The 18415-nt window shown below is 40.9% G+C and carries 16 protein-coding genes and 1 pseudogene; 9 read left to right on the top strand and 8 right to left on the bottom strand.

Going from position 1 to position 18415, the window contains the following annotated elements; genetic code table 11:
- Nucleotides 1–8: 8 nt before the first annotated feature.
- The 3 genes and pseudogenes from QI031_RS12690 to QI031_RS12680 form a co-directional block, all read right to left on the bottom strand.
- A pseudogene (locus QI031_RS12690) lies at nt 9–140 on the bottom strand (sterol carrier protein domain-containing protein); the annotation flags it as partial.
- Between the two features lie 78 nt (nt 141–218).
- On the bottom strand, nt 219–2261 hold the full coding sequence (ligA, locus tag QI031_RS12685) for an NAD-dependent DNA ligase LigA (protein ID WP_281485497.1): 2043 nt from the start codon (nt 2259–2261) through the stop codon (nt 219–221).
- A 54-nt stretch (nt 2262–2315) separates the two neighbouring features.
- Complete coding sequence (locus QI031_RS12680) at nt 2316–2894, bottom strand: Uma2 family endonuclease (RefSeq protein ID WP_281485496.1); 579 nt, start codon at nt 2892–2894, stop codon at nt 2316–2318.
- 298 nt (nt 2895–3192) lie between these two features.
- On the opposite strand from QI031_RS12680, the gene QI031_RS12675 reads away from it, so the two are divergent.
- The 4 genes from QI031_RS12675 to QI031_RS12660 all read left to right on the top strand — a co-directional run bounded on the left by QI031_RS12675 (nt 3193) and on the right by QI031_RS12660 (nt 4442).
- Nucleotides 3193–3381, top strand: a complete 189-nt coding sequence (locus QI031_RS12675; RefSeq protein ID WP_281485495.1) for a hypothetical protein — start codon at nt 3193–3195, stop codon at nt 3379–3381.
- Nucleotides 3382–3732: 351 nt separating this feature from the next.
- A complete protein-coding gene (locus QI031_RS12670; protein WP_281485494.1) occupies nt 3733–3990 on the top strand; it encodes a type II toxin-antitoxin system ParD family antitoxin in 258 nt (85 codons plus the stop codon).
- 59 nt (nt 3991–4049) lie between these two features.
- Entirely contained in the window at nt 4050–4298 is a 249-nt protein-coding gene (locus QI031_RS12665) for a type II toxin-antitoxin system RelE/ParE family toxin (RefSeq protein WP_281486009.1), read from the top strand.
- Nucleotides 4299–4442, top strand: coding sequence for a hypothetical protein (locus QI031_RS12660; RefSeq protein ID WP_281485493.1), 144 nt, complete (start codon nt 4299–4301; stop codon nt 4440–4442).
- A 16-nt stretch (nt 4443–4458) separates the two neighbouring features.
- Here the strand turns inward: QI031_RS12660 and QI031_RS12655 are convergent, their stop codons facing one another.
- Nucleotides 4459–5523, bottom strand: coding sequence for a vWA domain-containing protein (locus tag QI031_RS12655; protein WP_281485492.1), 1065 nt, complete (start codon nt 5521–5523; stop codon nt 4459–4461).
- 177 nt (nt 5524–5700) lie between these two features.
- Between QI031_RS12655 and QI031_RS12650 the strand changes: the two genes are divergently transcribed.
- The 5 genes from QI031_RS12650 to QI031_RS12630 all read left to right on the top strand — a co-directional run bounded on the left by QI031_RS12650 (nt 5701) and on the right by QI031_RS12630 (nt 12581).
- A complete protein-coding gene (locus tag QI031_RS12650) occupies nt 5701–6669 on the top strand; it encodes a glycerophosphodiester phosphodiesterase (RefSeq protein ID WP_281485491.1) in 969 nt (322 codons plus the stop codon).
- Between the two features lie 463 nt (nt 6670–7132).
- Nucleotides 7133–8992, top strand: coding sequence for an NAD(P)H-quinone oxidoreductase subunit F (locus QI031_RS12645; protein WP_281485490.1), 1860 nt, complete (start codon nt 7133–7135; stop codon nt 8990–8992).
- Nucleotides 8993–9082: 90 nt separating this feature from the next.
- Nucleotides 9083–10582, top strand: a complete 1500-nt coding sequence (locus QI031_RS12640) for an NADH-quinone oxidoreductase subunit M (RefSeq protein ID WP_281485489.1) — start codon at nt 9083–9085, stop codon at nt 10580–10582.
- 169 nt (nt 10583–10751) lie between these two features.
- The gene (locus tag QI031_RS12635; protein WP_281485488.1) at nt 10752–12065 is read left to right on the top strand and encodes a CO2 hydration protein; all 1314 of its coding nucleotides are present in this window, start codon (nt 10752–10754) and stop codon (nt 12063–12065) included.
- Between the two features lie 252 nt (nt 12066–12317).
- Nucleotides 12318–12581, top strand: coding sequence for a hypothetical protein (locus tag QI031_RS12630; RefSeq protein ID WP_281485487.1), 264 nt, complete (start codon nt 12318–12320; stop codon nt 12579–12581).
- Between the two features lie 361 nt (nt 12582–12942).
- Here QI031_RS12630 and QI031_RS12625 read toward each other — a convergent pair whose 3' ends face one another.
- From QI031_RS12625 to QI031_RS12610, 4 genes are all read right to left on the bottom strand, one after another.
- Nucleotides 12943–13797, bottom strand: a complete 855-nt coding sequence (locus tag QI031_RS12625; RefSeq protein ID WP_281485486.1) for a nitrate ABC transporter ATP-binding protein — start codon at nt 13795–13797, stop codon at nt 12943–12945.
- Nucleotides 13798–13898: 101 nt separating this feature from the next.
- Nucleotides 13899–15902 carry an ABC transporter ATP-binding/substrate-binding protein gene (locus QI031_RS12620; RefSeq protein WP_281485485.1) on the bottom strand — a complete coding sequence of 668 codons (2004 nt, stop codon included), beginning with the start codon at nt 15900–15902 and terminating at the stop codon, nt 13899–13901.
- A gap of 81 nt (nt 15903–15983) precedes the next feature.
- Nucleotides 15984–17720, bottom strand: coding sequence for a diflavin flavoprotein (locus QI031_RS12615; protein WP_281485484.1), 1737 nt, complete (start codon nt 17718–17720; stop codon nt 15984–15986).
- A 152-nt stretch (nt 17721–17872) separates the two neighbouring features.
- Entirely contained in the window at nt 17873–18400 is a 528-nt protein-coding gene (locus QI031_RS12610) for a phosphate-starvation-inducible PsiE family protein (protein WP_281485483.1), read from the bottom strand.
- Between the last annotated feature and the right edge of the window lie 15 nt (nt 18401–18415).

Here is an 18415-nt window from a genome sequence, read left to right as displayed (position 1 = left end):
CTTTGTCTTTAAAAGAAATTAGCCATCCAAGGGGAGACACTTGCAAATATTTGTGTAGCTGCTACCAGCGCTGTTTCTGTAGCTTCAAGTTTGCCTGTTAACTGCAAATGGTAGGGTGTAAATAAGCCTGTGTACAAAGGGCATGGGGCATGGTGCATGGGGCATGAAGTCTTACTCCATTGGTTTTTTGCTTTTTATGCTGGGGCTGAAATAGAATTTTAGTTTTGTGAGTCTTCTAATATTTCTAATAACTGGGTTTCATTTAACTGATTAATTCCTAAAGTCTGCGCTTTTTCTAACTTAGAACCTGCATCTGCTCCTACCACTAAATAATCGGTTTTTTTACTGACTGAATCAGTTACTTTACCACCAGCTTTTTGAATTAATGCCTTAGCCTCATCTCGCTTTAAGGTTGGCAATGTACCTGTAATCACAAAAGTCTTACCCGCAAACTTTTGATTACTATTACTAACTGTTGTGTCTTCTGTGGCAACAAATTGTAACCCTGTTAGTTGCAAACGCTGAACTAAGGTTTGATTGGCATTAATGCGAAACCATTGGTATACAGATTGAGCAATTTCTGCACCAATACCGTAAATATCTGCAATATCTGATTGTTTTGCTGTCACTAATTGGTCTACTGTGGGATACTTCTGGGTCAATAATTGGGCATTCACACTACCAACATGACGGATGCCTAAACCATACAATACTCTTGACCAGGGCTGGTTTTTTGATTGAGCGATCGCATCTATTAATTTCTCTGCTGATTTTTTCCCCATTCTTTCTAATGCACATAATTGGTCTGCTGTCAAATCATACAAATCAGCCACAGAATGCACTAAGTTTTTATCAACAAGTTGATGCACCAGCTTTTCGCCTACGCCTTTAATATCTAAAGCATCACGGCTGACCCAATGTTCTATTTCTCCTTTGAGAATAGCTGGACAAGAAGCATTTACACAGCGAGTTACTGCTTCATCTGACTCTCGCACCACTGGTTGATTGCAGACTGGGCAATGGGTGGGCATTACAAAGGGTTGACTATCAGGGGGACGCAGTTCTGTTAATACCCTGGTCACTTCTGGGATAATTTCCCCAGCTTTACGAACAATTACAGTATCACCAATGCGGATATCTAATTGAGCGACGCGATCGCTATTGTGTAAAGTAGCACGAGAAACTGTCGTTCCTGCTAATTGTACTGGACGCATTTGCGCTAAAGGTGTCAACGCCCCTGTTCTACCGACATTGACAGCAATATTTTCGACGCGGGTAGGCGCTTCTTCGGCTGGGTATTTCAACGCCACCGCCCAGCGAGGGAATTTTTGGGTAAATCCTAACTGTTCTTGTAATTTAAAAGAATTTAGCTTTACTACTACCCCATCGGTCATGTAGGGTAGATTCAGCCGTTCCGTATCCCAGTATTGATAATATTCCGCCACTTCAGCTAGTGAAGCACATAGCTTATGGTTTGGGTTGACCCGAAAACCCATCTTTTCCAATAACTCCAACGCTTCCCACTGGGTATTAGCAATACTGGCATCATCCATACCAGAGATGTGTAGTGTGTAGGCAAAAAAATCTAATCGCCGCTTGGCTACAATGCGCGAATCTAATTGTCTGAGTGTACCAGCCGCCGCATTGCGAGGATTAGCAAACAACTGTTCACCTGCTTTTTGCCTTTCCTCGTTGATTTGTCTAAACACATCCAACGGTAAAAACGCCTCGCCTCGGACTTCTACCTTTTCCAAGTTTTCTAAATCACCTAAATTCAAGCGCAACGGAATTGAGCGAATTGTCCGCACATTTTGGGTAATATCTTCACCCATGATTCCATCACCCCTAGTTGCGCCCCTAACTAGAATGCCATTTTCGTAGGTAAGAGCGATCGCAGAACCATCAATTTTTAGCTCAGATACATATTCTACAGCATCTGTTGTGGGTGTTTGTCGCCGCCAGCGTTGCTCCCAACTTTGCAATTCATCAATATCAAAGGCATTCTCTAGACTATAAAGTGGGATGTTGTGTCGTACCGAGGTAAAATGTATTGCTGGTTTCTCACCCACGCGCTGGGTAGGACTATCAAGTCTGACTAATTCTGGATGCTCAATTTCCATTTGTTGCAATTCCCGATACAGGCGATCGTACACTGCATCTTCCATAATTGGCGCATCTAAAACGTAATATGCATAGCTGGCTTGTTGTAACAGTTGGCGTAGTTCTTCTATTTGTTTTATTTCGGACTTAATCTGTGTCATGAGACTTATAAAAATACTTGGTAGTGATTGATACTTTTATTAAAAACTAGGCAATTAATTCCATATTATCTGTAAGTCCAAAACAAACCCTGGTAATATATCTTCTCCACATAAGCTTGTGGGAAACTCTAATATCTCTTTTGGTTGCCCTTGTCGATAAATTTCCACACGGCGAGTTTTTCTATCAATTAACCAACCCAGTTTTACACCTGCATTCACATATTCTTGCATTTTGGCTTGCGTTTCACTCAAGCTATCCGACGAGGACATCAATTCTAAAACAAAATCTGGGGCAATGGGTGGGAATTTTTCGCGCTGTTCTGGTTTGAGGACGTTCCACCTCTCTAGTTTTATCCAAGATACATCGGGGGAACGGTCGGAACCGTTAGGGAGTTTAAAGCAGGTGGATGAGTCGAATACCTCTGCGAGTTTTGTTTGACGGTTCCAAATTACAAAATCCGCAATCATTGATGCATTACATTTTCCTGTTTCTCCTCCCGTGGGTGGCATAATAATTATTTCCCCTAACTGATTACGTTCAAATTTGACATCGGGATTATCCCGACACAGTTGGTAAAATTGGTCGACGTTCAATTTAACGACATTATTAAAGTTGATGGTAATTGCAGTCATGGCAGTAAAAAAGTCAGCTGATAATAGTTGTACCGCATTAAGTTAAGTGAACCAGACAAGACCAAACTATGTAACGAAAAGTAAAGTCTCTGTATTTGGTTTGTAGTAGCGCTAAAACCAATAATGAATATTTGCGCTTACTTACTAGCTCATAAGTAGGTCGGCGTAAATAATTATTGTTGGATTCAAGCAGGGGGCAGGGGGCAGGGAGCAGGGGGAGAAAGAGTTTGAGCGCTATTTACTTTTCTTTACACAGTTTGATTTTATTGCACCGACTTACTTACTACAGAATCTTGATATGCATCATATAGAAAACAGTTCGTCCTTTTATGTGCGTGTCCCAGCAAGAGTTTTAGGATGCCTGCGTGGTGGTGAAATTACCGTTATTCTCTTTCCTGGGCATGGGTTAGTGCTAACAGAACCAATCCAAACCTATCTCGTTCCTGAAAATTTGAGAATGCCCAATAGTAAATTTGGACATTGCTGAATCAAGTGATGAATTTTGTTTCGCGCATAGACGCGGTAGCGGCTTCCCGCAGGGTAGGCGCAAAGGCGCGAAGAATCAATCTTTTGCTTTGGTCAAAAATTTTAATTCATCCCGCATTTATGCAATGCCTGAATTTGATGTGTTGTTTAAATATTCTGGACGAGAAATGATCCGAGTCTTGTATAACAACGAATTTTGTCCAGAAATCGATGGAAGTAATTAGTAAAGTTCAACTTATATCAAGTATTGGACAACGGATATATAAAAGAGTAATAACAAATTTGGACATTTTGGGATATTTTTTGTTATTACCAGTAAGATTATTGCTATCAACTGATCTAGAGGTAGCAGATGAACGTTTCTTTAACCCCAGAATTAGAAAAATGGGTGCAATCTAAAGTTGAAAGCGGTATGTATACTTCTGCTTCTGAAGTTATCCGTGAAGGTTTACGGCTTCTCAAGGAGCAGGATGCCTTCAAAGCAATACGCCTTGCAGAGTTGCGTCGGGAGATACAGCAAGGAATTGATAGTGGAGAATCCACACCTTTTAACATAGATGAAATCATCGAATTGGCAAAACAACAACGGCAGCAGAGAGAGTCTGCATAATGGCTTTAATTCTTAAAAAACCGTTAGCGCAAGCTGATTTATTGGATATTTAGAATTTTATTGCTAATGACAGCTTTGAAAAAGCAGATCAATTTCTACAAAAAATTGATAGCCAACTCAAAATGCTGGCATCAAACCCAGGTATGGGAAAAAAGCGTGATTCCTTAGCGTCAAATCTACGAAGTTTTCCAGTAGGGAATTACCTAATTTTCTACCGTTCTATAAACCAAGACATTGAAGTCATACGTGTTCTACATGGTGCAAGAGACATCCAAAGTATTTTTGAAGATTCAGAAGACGACGAATAAGTGATTTTTAATTTACTTCAGTTTTGGCGAACTTTACGTGATGTCGAAACTCGCCACGGTTTTGAGCAAAAGTGGCAACGTAATTTTCTAAAACAAGCAATGCAACTACTAAAAGAGCAAATTTCTAGACAGCAGCATTGCTAATATTAAAAGCAGTTGCTTAACGATCCCAGTCTTCGACTTCATATAAAAATCGGGTTTTACCAATCAGTTTACGATTAGCAGAGGTACTTTGGACAAACACAACATATTTTTCTAAGTTACTCGGTTTAATGCGAATTGTGGCATCCATTGGTAGACCTAACATTTCCCGTGCTGCACCTCCGGCAAATAAATCACCAGTTACCCGATCCATTAAAATAATTTCTTTATGAGCTTGAATGGTTTCCGTTTTCGTAAATTCGTAGAAACCTCGCCCAACTTTGAAACTTAAACCATTTTCCAAAACTAAAGCTTTAATGGAAATGTCTTGCTCAACCTCTAAAACTTGAAAACGTCCCGGAGAAACTGCCCGTAAATCAGCCGATTCGTAATAAGATGTTTCTGCTCGGTTCATCATGGTGTTAAAGATTTTATTTAAACCACGACTCATGCGTCCTTGATCGATTACTTCTTGTTCATAAGCTTGTAACTGTTCACTAGAAGATTGTTGATAACAAACTGCTAAAAATAAATCAGTAATATATGAAAATTGGTCTAAATTAATATGAAAACCACCAGACTTTTCAGCTAGTTCTTGATAAAAAGGAATTGCATGAGAGCGATTAAGTGCTTGAACTCCGTAAACTGTAATTTCTGCATCGGTTAATTTATCTAATTCTTTGCGCCAATTCAGTTTTTGAGGATTGTGTGCTGGAGGATGGGGAATATCATCACCAATCAAAACCAGTGATTTTGATGCTGACTTTGACCAAGATAGAGATTGAGATTCATGTAATACTAATTCATAACATTCTGGCGCATCTCCACCTCCAGTGGGTTCTACATTTTGCACAAAATCACAAATAGCATCAACATCACCAGATAAGTTAAATATTTTAGTGACATAAGTCGAACCTGCGTCACAATAGTCTCCATGTGCGATAATACCAATGCGAATTAAGGGAATTTCATCTATTAATCTAGTAACAGTATTTTTAATTTTTCGCCGTACTTGGGTCAAGCAAGGATACATGCTTCCGGTTGTATCAAAGCTAAAAGCAATCTCGATATTATTATTTGTCATTAGCTAAATTTAAATGCAATATTTTATTTTAACTGTTGAAACTAAAGTAAGTAAATATACATTATTTAATATTTTTCTGCTTTCAACTTCCAATTATTAAGGATGTCTGATATCCAACTAAAATAAAAAACTACGCCCCATGCCCAATACTTCGACTTCGCTCAGTACAAATACCCCATGCCCAATGCCCCAATTATAATTGCTCATCGAGGCGCTAGCGGCTACCGTCCAGAGCATACTTTGGCTGCTTATGAATTAGCGATCGCTCTCGGCGCTGACTATATTGAACCAGATTTAGTTGCAACCAAAGATGGTGTTTTAATTGCCCGCCATGAAAACGAAATTTCGGAAACTACTGATGTTGCTAGCCACACAGAGTTTACTGATCGTCAAACTACTAAACTTATTGACGGAGAAGAAAAAATTGGCTGGTTTACTGAAGACTTTACCCTTGCAGAAATCAAAACTCTACGAACTAAAGAGCGAATCCCTCAAATCCGACCCCAAAATACTATCTACGATGGATTATTTACAATTCCTACACTGCAAGAAATCATTGATTTGACCAAAGCTAAAAGCGTCCAGATGAATCGTACAATCGGTATTTATCCGGAAACTAAACACCCGACTTACTTTCAATCTATAGGGCTATCATTAGAAGATCCTCTTTTGGCAACTTTGACTGCTAATAGTGATATACCCGTTTTTATCCAGTCTTTTGAAGTCAGTAATTTGCAATATTTATCTACCAAAACCGATTTACCTTTGGTGCAATTGCTCAACGCTACTGGCAAACCTGAAGATTTTGTGGTAAGCAACGATATTCGCACATACGCAGACTTAGCAACAGCATCAGGTTTGAGAGAAATTGCTGAATATGCACAAGCGATTGGTATTAATAAAAACTTGCTTATTCCTAGAGATAGTAATGGGAAGTTGCGATCGCCTACATCTATAGTTAAAAATGCTCATGCAGCTGGTTTGCTAGTTCATGCCTGGACTTTTCGCAATGAAGATTGCTTTTTACCACTAGATTTTCAAGGAAATCCTCAAGGAGAATATCAACTATTTTTCAGCTTAGGCATTGATGGCGTATTTAGCGACTATCCAGATACAGCTAAAACTATAAGGTATATGAAACAGTAATGTTTTTCCATCCTGCTAATTTAAATAATTTTATAAGGATACATGATTTATCATTTCTTGTTATTTCTGTCAATAGAAAAAATTTATCTGTTTCTTGATGAATCTTTAAGAAAGTTCATTCAGGGCTTACACACAGATAACGGAAAATCTAACCGCAGAGAACGCTGAGGACGCAGAGAATAGGAGTTCAGGAGTTCTTGCGTAAGTTTTAATAGTTGATAGATAAAATATAATCATTACTATTTATAACTTTAATCCTTTTCTATATAAGAATTAATTAGAGTAAATATCTGAGATTTATTTATAAAAGTAATTCCCTTTTAGTAAATATAACGGTAAGCTATTTTTAATCAAACATTAAGCAAATATAAACTTGCGTTATCTAAAATAGCTGGTTTAGCTGGGATCAACGCAATTTCAGGCAAAACTGCCTAAATTTTATTGTCAATCTAGAGGTAGGTAAATGGCTCAGTTTCTACTTGAGACTGTTTGGCTAGTTCCGTGCTATGCGTTAATGGGTGGCTTGTTGGCTATTCCTTGGTCGCCGGGATTAATTCGCAAAACCGGGCCAAGACCGGCGGGTTATCTAAACTTAATCATGACATTTTTGGCGTTAGTTCATAGTGCGATCGCCTTACAAGCGACTTGGAATCATCCATCCCAAGAAGTATTTATTCCTTGGCTATCTACTGCTGGTTTAAACCTCACCATTGCTATAGAAATTTCTTCAGTGAGTGTTGGTGCAATGGTAGTGATTACTGGGTTGAATTTACTAGCCCAGATTTATGCAGTTGGTTACATGGAAATGGATTGGGGCTGGGGACGCTTTTATTCTTTATTAGGATTATTTGAAACTGGATTGTGCGCCCTAGCTTTGTGTAACAACTTGTTTTTCAGCTATGTAATTTTGGAAATTCTGACTTTAGGTACTTACTTGTTAGTTGGTTTATGGTTTAGTCAACCTTTAGTAGTCTCCGGTGCTAGAGATGCTTTTTTAACCAAACGGGTAGGAGACTTATTTTTATTGATGGGGGTACTAGCATTGTGGCCTCTAACGGGAACTTGGAATTATCCAGAACTAGCCCAATGGGCGATTACTGCTAAGGTCGATCCTACAGTAATTACATTGGTAGGTATAGCTTTAGTGGCCGGGCCAATGGGCAAATGCGCTCAATTTCCCTTGCATCTATGGTTAGATGAAGCAATGGAAGGGCCTGTTCCTAGTACAGTTTTGCGGAACTCGGTAGTAGTTGCTAGTGGTGCTTGGATATTAATTAAACTGCAACCTATTTTAACTCTCTCACCGTTTGTTTCTTCATTTTTAGTTGCCATTGGTGCGGTAACAGCCGTAGGTGGTTCCTTAATTGCGATCGCCCAGGTTGACGTTAAACGCTGTTTATCTTATTCTGTCAGTTCCTACATGGGTTTAGTGTTCATTGCTGTAGGAGTGCAACAAGACGAAGTAGCACTGTTATTAGTACTCACCCACGCCTTAGCATCAGCACTATTAGTCATGAGTACCGGGGGAGTTATTTGGAATAGCATTACCCAAGACGTAACCCAACTAGGTGGACTATGGACACGTCGCCCAATTTCTGGGTTAGCTTTCATCGTTGGGACATTAGGATTAATTGGTTTTCCACCATTAGGTAGCTTTTGGGCATTGTTCAAATTAGCAGACGCACTGTGGGGAGTTCAACCTTTATTGGTGGGAGTAGTTATAGCTGTTAATGGTTTAACAGCCTTTAGTTTAACCAGAGAATTTGGTTTAATTTTTGGTGGTAAACCCAAACAAATGAGTGAGCGATCGCCTGAAGTTCACTGGCCAATGGTTTTACCAATGGTAATATTATTAGGCTTTGTTTTCCACTTGCCTTTAATATTACAAAGCTTATCATTATTACCCAATTGGACAACTTTAAATAAAGATATTGCCCTACTTTTAATTTGGTCGAGCATTTTCGGTTGCAGCATCAGTGGTGTAATTTACTTAGGCAATATTCCTAAACCAATTCGTCTGCCTTGGAAAGGTTTACAAGATTTGATAGCCTACGACTTTTACACTCCAAAACTCTATCGGATGACCATCATTTTCGGCGTTGCCCAAATTTCTAAACTCGCCGATATGGTTGACCGTTTCGTAGTTGATGGCATCGTTAACTTCGTTGGTTTGTTTTCATTATTAGGAGGTGAAGGTTTAAAATACAGTACTTCTGGACAAACCCAATTTTATGCCTTCACCATACTTTTTGGAGTAGGCATTTTAGGAATGTGGGTAACTTGGCCATTCTGGGGAATACAGCTTTTAGACTTGATGTTTTAACCCCATACCCCACGCCCCACGCCCCATTCCCACTTGCCCTGAGCGCAGCCGAAGGGATGCCCCATGCCCCATGCCCAATAACTAATTAATATGCTGAGTGTTTTAATCTGGATACCAATTTTAGCTGCGGCTGTTATCGGGTTTTGGCCTGGTAACGCCATCCCTGCAAATCGCGTTCGTTTAGTAGCCCTGACAGTATCTTTTCTAGTTCTTCTGTGGAATATTTTCATCCTGTTGAAATTTGATATCACCAATCCAGGGATGCAATTTCAAGAATATCTTCCTTGGAATGAAACCCTGGGTTTAAATTATCAACTTGGGGCTGATGGATTATCAATTTTGATGTTGGTATTAAATAGCCTCCTCACTTGGATTGCTATTTATAGCAGTAGCAAACAAACTGAACGCCCCAAGCTTTTCTATTCGATGGTTTTGTTAGTAAGTGGTGGCGTTGCTGGTGCTTTTTTGGCAGAAAACTTGTTGTTGTTTTTCTTGTTTTATGAACTAGAATTAATTCCCTTTTATTTACTAATTTCCATTTGGGGAGGAGAAAAACGAGCCTATGCAGGCATCAAGTTTTTAATTTATACTGCCGTTTCGGGAGCCTTAATTTTAGCCACATTTTTAGGTATGGTGTGGCTAACTGGTTCGACTGATTTTGCTTTTGATGCAGTCTCTACTGAAAACCTTTCCACAGCAAAACAACTACTTTTACTGGTAGGAGTAGTCATAGGTTTTGGCATTAAAATTCCTCTCATTCCTTTCCATACTTGGTTGCCAGATGCTTATGTAGAGGCTTCAGCACCAATTGCCATTCTTCTCGGTGGCGTACTAGCCAAATTGGGAACTTATGGATTATTGCGATTTGGTATGGGGATGTTTCCCGACACTTGGAGCATTATTGCACCGACATTAGCAATTTGGGGAGCAATTAGCACTATATATGGAGCAGTAATTGCGATCGCTCAAAAAGATATCAAGCGCATGGTAGCATACAGTTCGATTGGTCACATGGGCTATGTCTTGTTAGCTGCTGCTGCTAGTACTTCTTTATCGTTAGTTGGTGCTGTCGCCCAAATGTTCAGCCACGGCATCATCCTAGCAATTCTCTTTCATTTAGTGGGAGTCGTAGAAGCGAAAGTTGGAACCCGCGAATTAGATAAACTTAACGGCTTAATGAGTCCCATCCGAGGTTTACCCTTAGTTAGCGCCTTATTAGTTCTCAGTGGTATGGCTAGCGCCGGTATTCCCGGCTTAACAGGATTCATTGCCGAATTTATTGTATTTCAAGGCAGTTTCTCCGTCTTTCCCTTACCAACACTATTATGTGTAGTCTCGTCAGGTTTAACCGCAGTTTATTTTGTGATTCTCCTCAACCGCACCTGCTTTGGCAAACTGGAAAATATAGCCTACTATCCCCAAGTGATATGGTCTGAAAAAATACCCGCTTTAATTTTGGCATTACTAATCATCTTTTTGGGAGTACAACCCACTTGGTTAGTACGTTGGAGTGAATCCACAACTACAGCAATGGTAGCCACAATTCTCCCTGCCGATAAAACCGTAATCTCTCAAGCAACTTTGAAATAATATTTCTGGCGTTGCTAAACCAATCAGTAACGCCGAAATTTTATGTACTGAAATTTAAAAATCTGGCGTTGCTGAATCGAGGTATGAACTTGAAAAATTCAAAATAAAAAACTCTTAACCTTTGCGCCTTTGCGCCTTTGCGTGAAATAAAAAATCTTAAGGAATCAAAATGGTACAAACTCCAGAAAAAGCTGATACAAAGCTACCACCTTCCGAGCATGAATTTGCCGAAGTTATTCATCGCCTCGAAGCAGGTGGTTCAATGTTACCCGATACTCCAGAAAACCTGATGCAAATCATCGGTTTATATAAAGCCTATGCTGTGCCGATGGATTTTTACTGGCGCGACTTACTTTATATTGCCGAACAAGTATTTTTAGATCCTTTTCCCTTCTTTAAATACTTCTTACCCCAAGAGTATTTAAATCGCCATAATCATTATGCTGGCGATGATGCTGATTTACGAGTTTGGCGTGGTCAAGCAACAGCCCACCCCGAACTTTTGGCATTTATGAAGAAAGGTGAAACCTTCAAAATGCCCAAATTATTACATCACTGGTTTCACGATCGCATTAATATGGAATTTGCCGAAGCTTGTATGCGAGCAATGCTTTGGCATAGAGGTATGGGTGGGAAATTTGACCCTTACTTAGACACTGAAGAATATAAAGCCAATGCTGATAGAGCAATCAAAGCTTACTTTAGAGGCAATCCATTAATGTTGGGACTTTATCAACTGTTCCCAGACATGTTTTTAGAACAGTGCCGCCAGATGTCTTATTACTCTAATCTCGGCTTATTCTGGGAAGTCATGGCTCCCGTGTTCTTTGAAATGTCGGATATCTATGATGAAGGTGGATTCAAAGGTGTCCCAGATGCCATGAATTTTTTAGTTAATGGTATATTTGCAGTTGCAGAACGTCCAATTTACCATCATGTTTATATTCGTGGGGAATGCTACGAAATCGTTCCCAAATCCAAAGGTTTTACTTGGCTACACGAAGCAGCTTTACCTTATGTAGAAGCAGTTTTTTACCGTACTGCTCCCTTTAGAGGTACAAAGTCTTATAATGCTCAAGCAAGTCAAGTACCTGTAGATCAAAAAGACTTCCACTATGGCATTCTTTATGCTGATGTGTTTCCCGTAGGTACGGCTGGTATTCCACCCACATTATTAATGCAAGATATGCTGCATTTTTTGCCTCAATATCTTGTTGATTACTACAGCAAACATTGTCGTGGTCAAGATGATATGTTGATTCAGTTGGGTGTTAGTTTCCAACGGTCAATGTACAATGTTACTTCTGCTGTCATTCAAGCTTTAAGAACTGTACTTTTACATCCTTTAGATGATGAAGATCCGCAGCATTTACAAGCTAATCGAGAGTTCTATGAGTCTCAGCTAAATCGCTTTACTCGTGCTGATTATGGGATGCGTGATGCTGCCCGCCTGCGAGATATTCAAAGTCAAGATTATAGATAAAAAACTCCACCCACTAGTGGGTGGAGTTTTTGGGCATAGGGAATAGGGCACTTGTACTGAGCGTAGCCGAAGTATGGGGCATTGGGAAGAAGTTATCAATTATCACTGTTTACCGTTAACTGATAACTGATTTAACCACCCATACAGGAATGAAGTTTCTCGCCGCTTTCTATGAAACAGCCCTGCATAAGGAAGCTACCGTGTACACACAAGTCTTTTAGAGTTGCTGTGTAACGTCAGGTGGGTTAATTTTTGCAGGCCAGTACAATCGCATTGTTAGTCGAGACATTGGTATTGTTAGTCGAGACATTGGTATTGTTAGTCGATACAATCCCATTGTTAGTCGAGACATTGGTATTGTTAGTCGATACAATCGCATTGTTAGTCGAGACATTTGTATTGTCAGTCGATACAATCGCATTGTTAGTCGAGACATCGGTACTGTCAGTCAATACAATCCCATTGTTATACCAATTCTGTATGAAGATGCGCCCAATTATCTCAGACTTAGTATAAGAGTGTTCCAAAAAATAAATGATCCGAAACCCGTCATTGCGAGCGAAGCGAAGCAATCCCAGTCTTTGCGATTGCTTCGCTTCGCTCGCAATGACAATTGGGCATTTTTTTACTTGTAGTACTCTAAGAAATCAAAAACGAACCGCCAAGTACGCCAAGTACGCCAAGATAAGAGTTTAAGAGAGTTTAGCGCAGCTTCACAAAGAAACGGTATTAGTCGAGACATTGGTATTGTCAGTCGATACAATCCCATTGTTAGTTAATGGGGCAGTTTTAGATGACTTGTATGTACACCGTAGGCATAAGGAAGGGGGGATGGAAGACATTAACCTATGCCCCATACCCCATGCCCCATGCCCCATTAACCAACATCATCATGGGCAAAGCGGTTAAAGAGAAAATCTAAGGCATAATTACGCAGTTTATAGTATTGTGGATCTTCCATGATCCGGGCGCGATCGCGTGGACGAGAAAAAGGAATTTCCATGACTTCGCCGATTTTAGCGTGGGGGCCGTTGGTCATCATTACTAATTTGTCGGCTAAAAATAGCGCCTCATCGATGTCGTGGGTAATCATCAGCACTGTACAGCGGTTTTCGTTCCAAATTTTTAGCAGTTCTTCTTGTAATTCTTCTTTGGTAATTGCATCTAACGCCCCAAAAGGTTCATCTAAAATTAAGACCTTAGGACGAATTGCCAACGCACGGGCAATAGAAACTCGCTGTCTCATCCCACCAGACATTTGCATGGGTTTCTTTTCCATCGCGTCAGCTAGTCCTACCATTGCCAAATGTTCGCGGACAATCGACCTTTTCTCTGCTTCCATTTTATTAGGGTAAACGGAGTTAACAGCTAAGTAGATATTTTCAAAAGCAGTCCGCCAAGGAAGCAGGGCATAGTTTTGAAAAACAACCATCCTGTCTGGGCCTGGCTTGGTGATGGGTTGACCTTCGAGTAATACTTGCCCGGAGGTGGGAAAGTTAAAACCTGACACCATGTTTAGCAGGGTTGATTTGCCACAACCAGAGTGACCAATGACACAAATAAATTCACCTTGTTCTACGTTGAGGTTAACGCCGTCTAGTACGGTGAAGGGGCCTTTCTTTGTTGGGTAGACTTTGGTAACGTCTTGAATTTCTAGAAAAGGTCTGCCGCTGCTTGCATTTGCTAGCGGGTTTCTGGCGATGTCGGTAATTGTTGAGTTGCGGTTTTGCATGGGGATTTAATTATAGTAAGGGATTGGGGATTGGGGACTGGGGATTGGGGATTGGTATTTCGCCCCTGCTCCCTGCTCCCTGCCCCCTGCTTCTTTTTTGATTACGCAACTTTTTTTCTTGGCGCATCGAGGATGACTTCGGCAATGGAGAAGTCGCGTTTAATATCTAAACTATTGAGATAGGCTATGGGGTCATCGGCGTTAAAGGGTGTACCATCAAATAGCTGAATGGGTTGGCGAGTGTAGCTGATATCTAAACCTAGTTCACGGGCGGCGGTGCTGAAAACACGTACTTGGCTGACTCTTTCGACAACTTCTACCCAGTTTCTAGGGAAGGGAGTATCACCCCAACGTGCCAATTGACTCATGATCCAAATTTGTTCGGTGCGGCTGGGGCGATTAATGGCAGACTCAGAATAAAACTGGTGATGGGCGTAATCTCGCAGTGGATGGTCTAAGTCACAAACTAAACTATTGGGGTCTTCGAGTTGGATGTATTCTACATCTGTGCTGACATATTCTCGTCCTGCTAAAATTTGCCGAATTTCTAGGGTATTTTCGGGATTAGCACAGTATTGGCAAGCTTCTAACAATGCTTTAGTTAAGGCAATGTGGGTATTAGGATATCTCTGCGCCCAATCTTCTCGCACACCCAAAACTTTACCGGGATGTCCTAGCCAAACTTCTAAGTCGGTGGCGATGGTAAAGCCAACACCTTCAACGGCGGCGCGATAGTTCCACGGTTCACCGACACAGTAACCATCAATACTGCCATTTTGCAAGTCGGCTACCATCTGCGCTGGAGGAATCGTCTTCATGTCCACATCGCCATCGGGGTCAATTCCGCCGGCGGCTAGCCAGTAACGCAGTAGCAAATTGTGCATAGATGCGGGATGCACTACCCCCATTATGTGCCGTTGGTCGCGTGTACGCAGTAGATAATTTCTGAAGTCTGATAATGTTTGTACGCCTTGGTCGTAAAAACGTTTGGCTAAGGTGATGGCGTTACCGTTGCGAGTCATAGTCAAGGCGGTGACAACTGGCAAAGGTTGGTTATTATGTCCTCCCAAAGTCAGCCACATTGGCATCCCGGAAGGCATTTGAGCCGCATCTAAATAACCATTAGTGATGCCATCTTCTATACCCCGCCAGCTACTCTCACGGACTAAGTTAACTTCATCTAAACCATGTTTGGTAAAGAAGCCTTTTTCTTTAGCGATGGCTAGGGGGGCGCAAGCTGTAAGGGGTAAAAAGCCAATTTCTAAGTTAATTTTTTCTAAGCCATGACGGGCAATATCGGCGGTTTTCCGCGCCCGAATTTTCTTAATCCGTTTTTGTTGGTTGAGAAAGTAAATCATCTCACTCCGCAAGCTGTAGTAGCTGGGATGTTCTACAACTTCCATGCGCTTACGGGGTCTGGGAATATCGACTTCGAGAATGTCACCAATTTTAGATTCTGGGCCGTTGGTTAGCATGACGATTCTGTCAGATAACAGCACCGCTTCGTCTACATCGTGTGTCACCATAACGGCGGTAACTTGGTTTTCTTCGCAGATTTGCATGAGCTGTTCTTGCAAATTACCGCGTGTGAGTGCATCCAACGCCCCAAATGGTTCATCTAATAATAGTAACTTGGGACGAATCGCTAAAGCACGAGCGATCGCAACTCGCTGTTTTTGTCCACCTGATAACATTCCCGGCTGTTTGTCAGCATGGGGACGCAAACCCACCATATCTATATGTTTATCGACAATGGCTTTACGTTCAGCGGCAGGTAAACCTTTCATGGCTGAATCTACAGCCAAAGCAATGTTTTCTCTAACTGTCCGCCAAGGTAATAGTGAATAATTTTGAAACACTACCATCCTATCGGGACCTGGTTTGATGATTCTTTGTCCTTCTAAGGTGACAATACCTTCTGTTGGTAAATCTAGACCTGCAATCATATTTAATAAAGTAGATTTACCGCAACCAGAGTGACCAATTAGTGAAACAAATTCGCCTTTTTTAATTTGTAGATCAATTCCTTTTAGGGCGATATATTGACCACCACCTGTTAAGTTAAAAACCTTTTCAATTTGATCGACAGCAACAAATGTAGACATAGTAATTTGGTATTGATAATTTGGTTAGAAAATTGTAAAAAATGAGGAGATGAGTAATTATGCCCCATGCCCCATGCCCTATCAAAAATAGCTGCCGGATTTCCGGTGTTCGAGGGCGGCTAAACCTTCATTTTCTAAGACTTCACCGTTATCAACTACGGCATAAATTAACCATCTGTCACCGCATTTGATTTGATTTTTTACTGTGCATTCTAAATAGGACAATGCCTCAGTCAAAATCAGACAATTATTAACAGCGGTTTTGGTAGAAAGATTAATAAATGGATTATCTCCTAAAGTACTTTGACGAGAAAAATAACGGCGGACATTTCTACCTTCTTTGAGAATATTCAGCACAAATTGATCGCCGGGATGACGCATTAAATCTGCGTTCTGTTCATCAGCGATCGCAATCATGATTCCTGGAGGGTTAAAGGTGGCTTGAGATACCCAAGAAGTTAAAACGCCTTTGTGGGTGTCTCGATCGCGAGTTGTCACTACACATAAGGAACCAATAATCCGCCCTACTGCTTGTTCGGTACGATCTACATGGGTTTCTGTAACAACTTGGCGCGGAGTTCTTAGTTTTTTGGTTTTCTTCAAGTTTTGAGCAAATTCTGCACCTGCTTGTTGACATTGTTGCAGAATTTCATGTGTAGGAGTAAAACGAACTCGAATTGATTCAAATCCTAAACGATAGTTGGCATCTTTGAGCTTGTTTTCTAGCAAATCAATGGCTTCTCCACTCCAGCCGTAGGAACCAAACACCCCTGCTAATTTGGTTTTAGCGGCTGTGGAAATAATAATTCCTAAAGCAGTTTGAATTTGAGTAGGTGCATGTCCGCCTAAAGTGGGTGAACCAATAATCAATCCATCGCTTGCTTCTACAATGCGGGTAATTTCGGCAGTATCTGCTAATTCACAGTTAATGGATACGACATTGACTTTATTTTCAATTAAACCTTGAGCGATCGCATTTGCCAAAACTGCTGTATTCCCATAAGCAGAAGCATAAAGCAACGCCACACTTAACTCTTGAGATTTTTGCCCTTGACACCATTGACGGTAATCATAAGTAAATCGGCTGAGGCTATAACGCACAACTGGCCCATGTCCAGGGGCATAAAATTTTGCTGGGAAAACCGAAAACTTATCTAAGGCAACTTCGACTTGTTTGGCTTGGGACGCATGGAGACAGTCAAAATAGTAACGACGTTCTGCATCTAATCTTTTCCAGTCTTCATCAAACAGAGTATCTTCGCAAATATGAGCGCCCAAAAATTTATCTGTATAGAGAATCTTTGTCGCAAAATCATAAGTACAAAGTCCATCTGGCCAACGGGGAGTAGGTACATTCACAAATGTTAAATGATGCCCTTGTCCTAAATCTAAAGTATCCTCTGAGCGCACAGCTTGAATACGTGACTCCCATTCAGGAAAAGCAGTTTTCAGCGCATTAGCCGCAGGGCGAGAACAAATTAAGGTAACTTGCGGAACTTGAGAGAGCAATACTTGCAAAGTCGCTCTCCGATTGGGGTTGACATGACCGAGAACAATGTAATCTAAGGTGGAGAAATCCAGATGTTGTGCTAGTTCCTGGAGATAAATTTCCGTAAAAGATTCACCAGGGGGGTCAATTAAAGCTTTGTTATCAGCTTGAATCAGATAAGAATTGGCTGTAGTTCCCTTTTGACGGGAATACTCCACCTCAAATTTTAGTCGCTCCCAAGTCCGCGATCGCAGAATTAATGTATCTCTACCAATTTCAGCAACCTGGACATCTCTTTGACGATTGGTAGTTAAAGTATTAGTAGACATAGTAACCTCTATTTATGTATTGGGCATGGGGCATGGGGCATGGGGCATGGGGAATAGACAGTTATCAGTTTTCATTGTTAATTGTTAACTGTTCATTGTTCACTGCCCCTCTGCTTTCTAATCTCTAGTCCCTAGTTCCTAGCCCCTAGCCCCTAATCCCTATTACCTAATTGCCCATTAGCTTCGACTAGTTCTGATTTGACTCGATTTTTATAGCGCTTAGTTATTGCCTGTTCTGGATCAATGCCGTCAAAGGTGGGGGGTAGCCAAACTCGCAGGATTAATAGTACTCCTAGCACTAATAAAAAGGCGCAAGTTGCTAAAACTTGACTCCAACTTGTTTCTAGAACACCTTTAACAATGACTTCTCGCAACGCGGAAACGATTGAAACTTCTACAGCTACTCCAATGGATACTCGATGTTCTTGGAGGTAAATAATCAGCAGTCGAAATAACTCAACTAAAATCAGTAAAAAGAGAATATCGGCCGTAACAGCATTAAAATCCAGCGGTGGCAGCAGGGAGAGAAACATATCTCTCACTTGAAGCACCATGAAACTAAATAAACCGATACACAAACAAATAACAATCACATCTTGAATAAATTCCAAGGTTCGCACGACGCGCCCCCGGTTTATTTCATACATAGATTCTGAGGTATTTCCAGTATAATTACGCATGAATAACTATGGGTT

The sequence above is a fragment of the Halotia branconii CENA392 genome (assembly GCF_029953635.1).
GTDB lineage: Bacteria > Cyanobacteriota > Cyanobacteriia > Cyanobacteriales > Nostocaceae > Halotia > Halotia branconii.
Note: the sequence above shows the minus strand (reverse complement) of the source record. Positions and strands in the feature narration are given on the sequence as shown.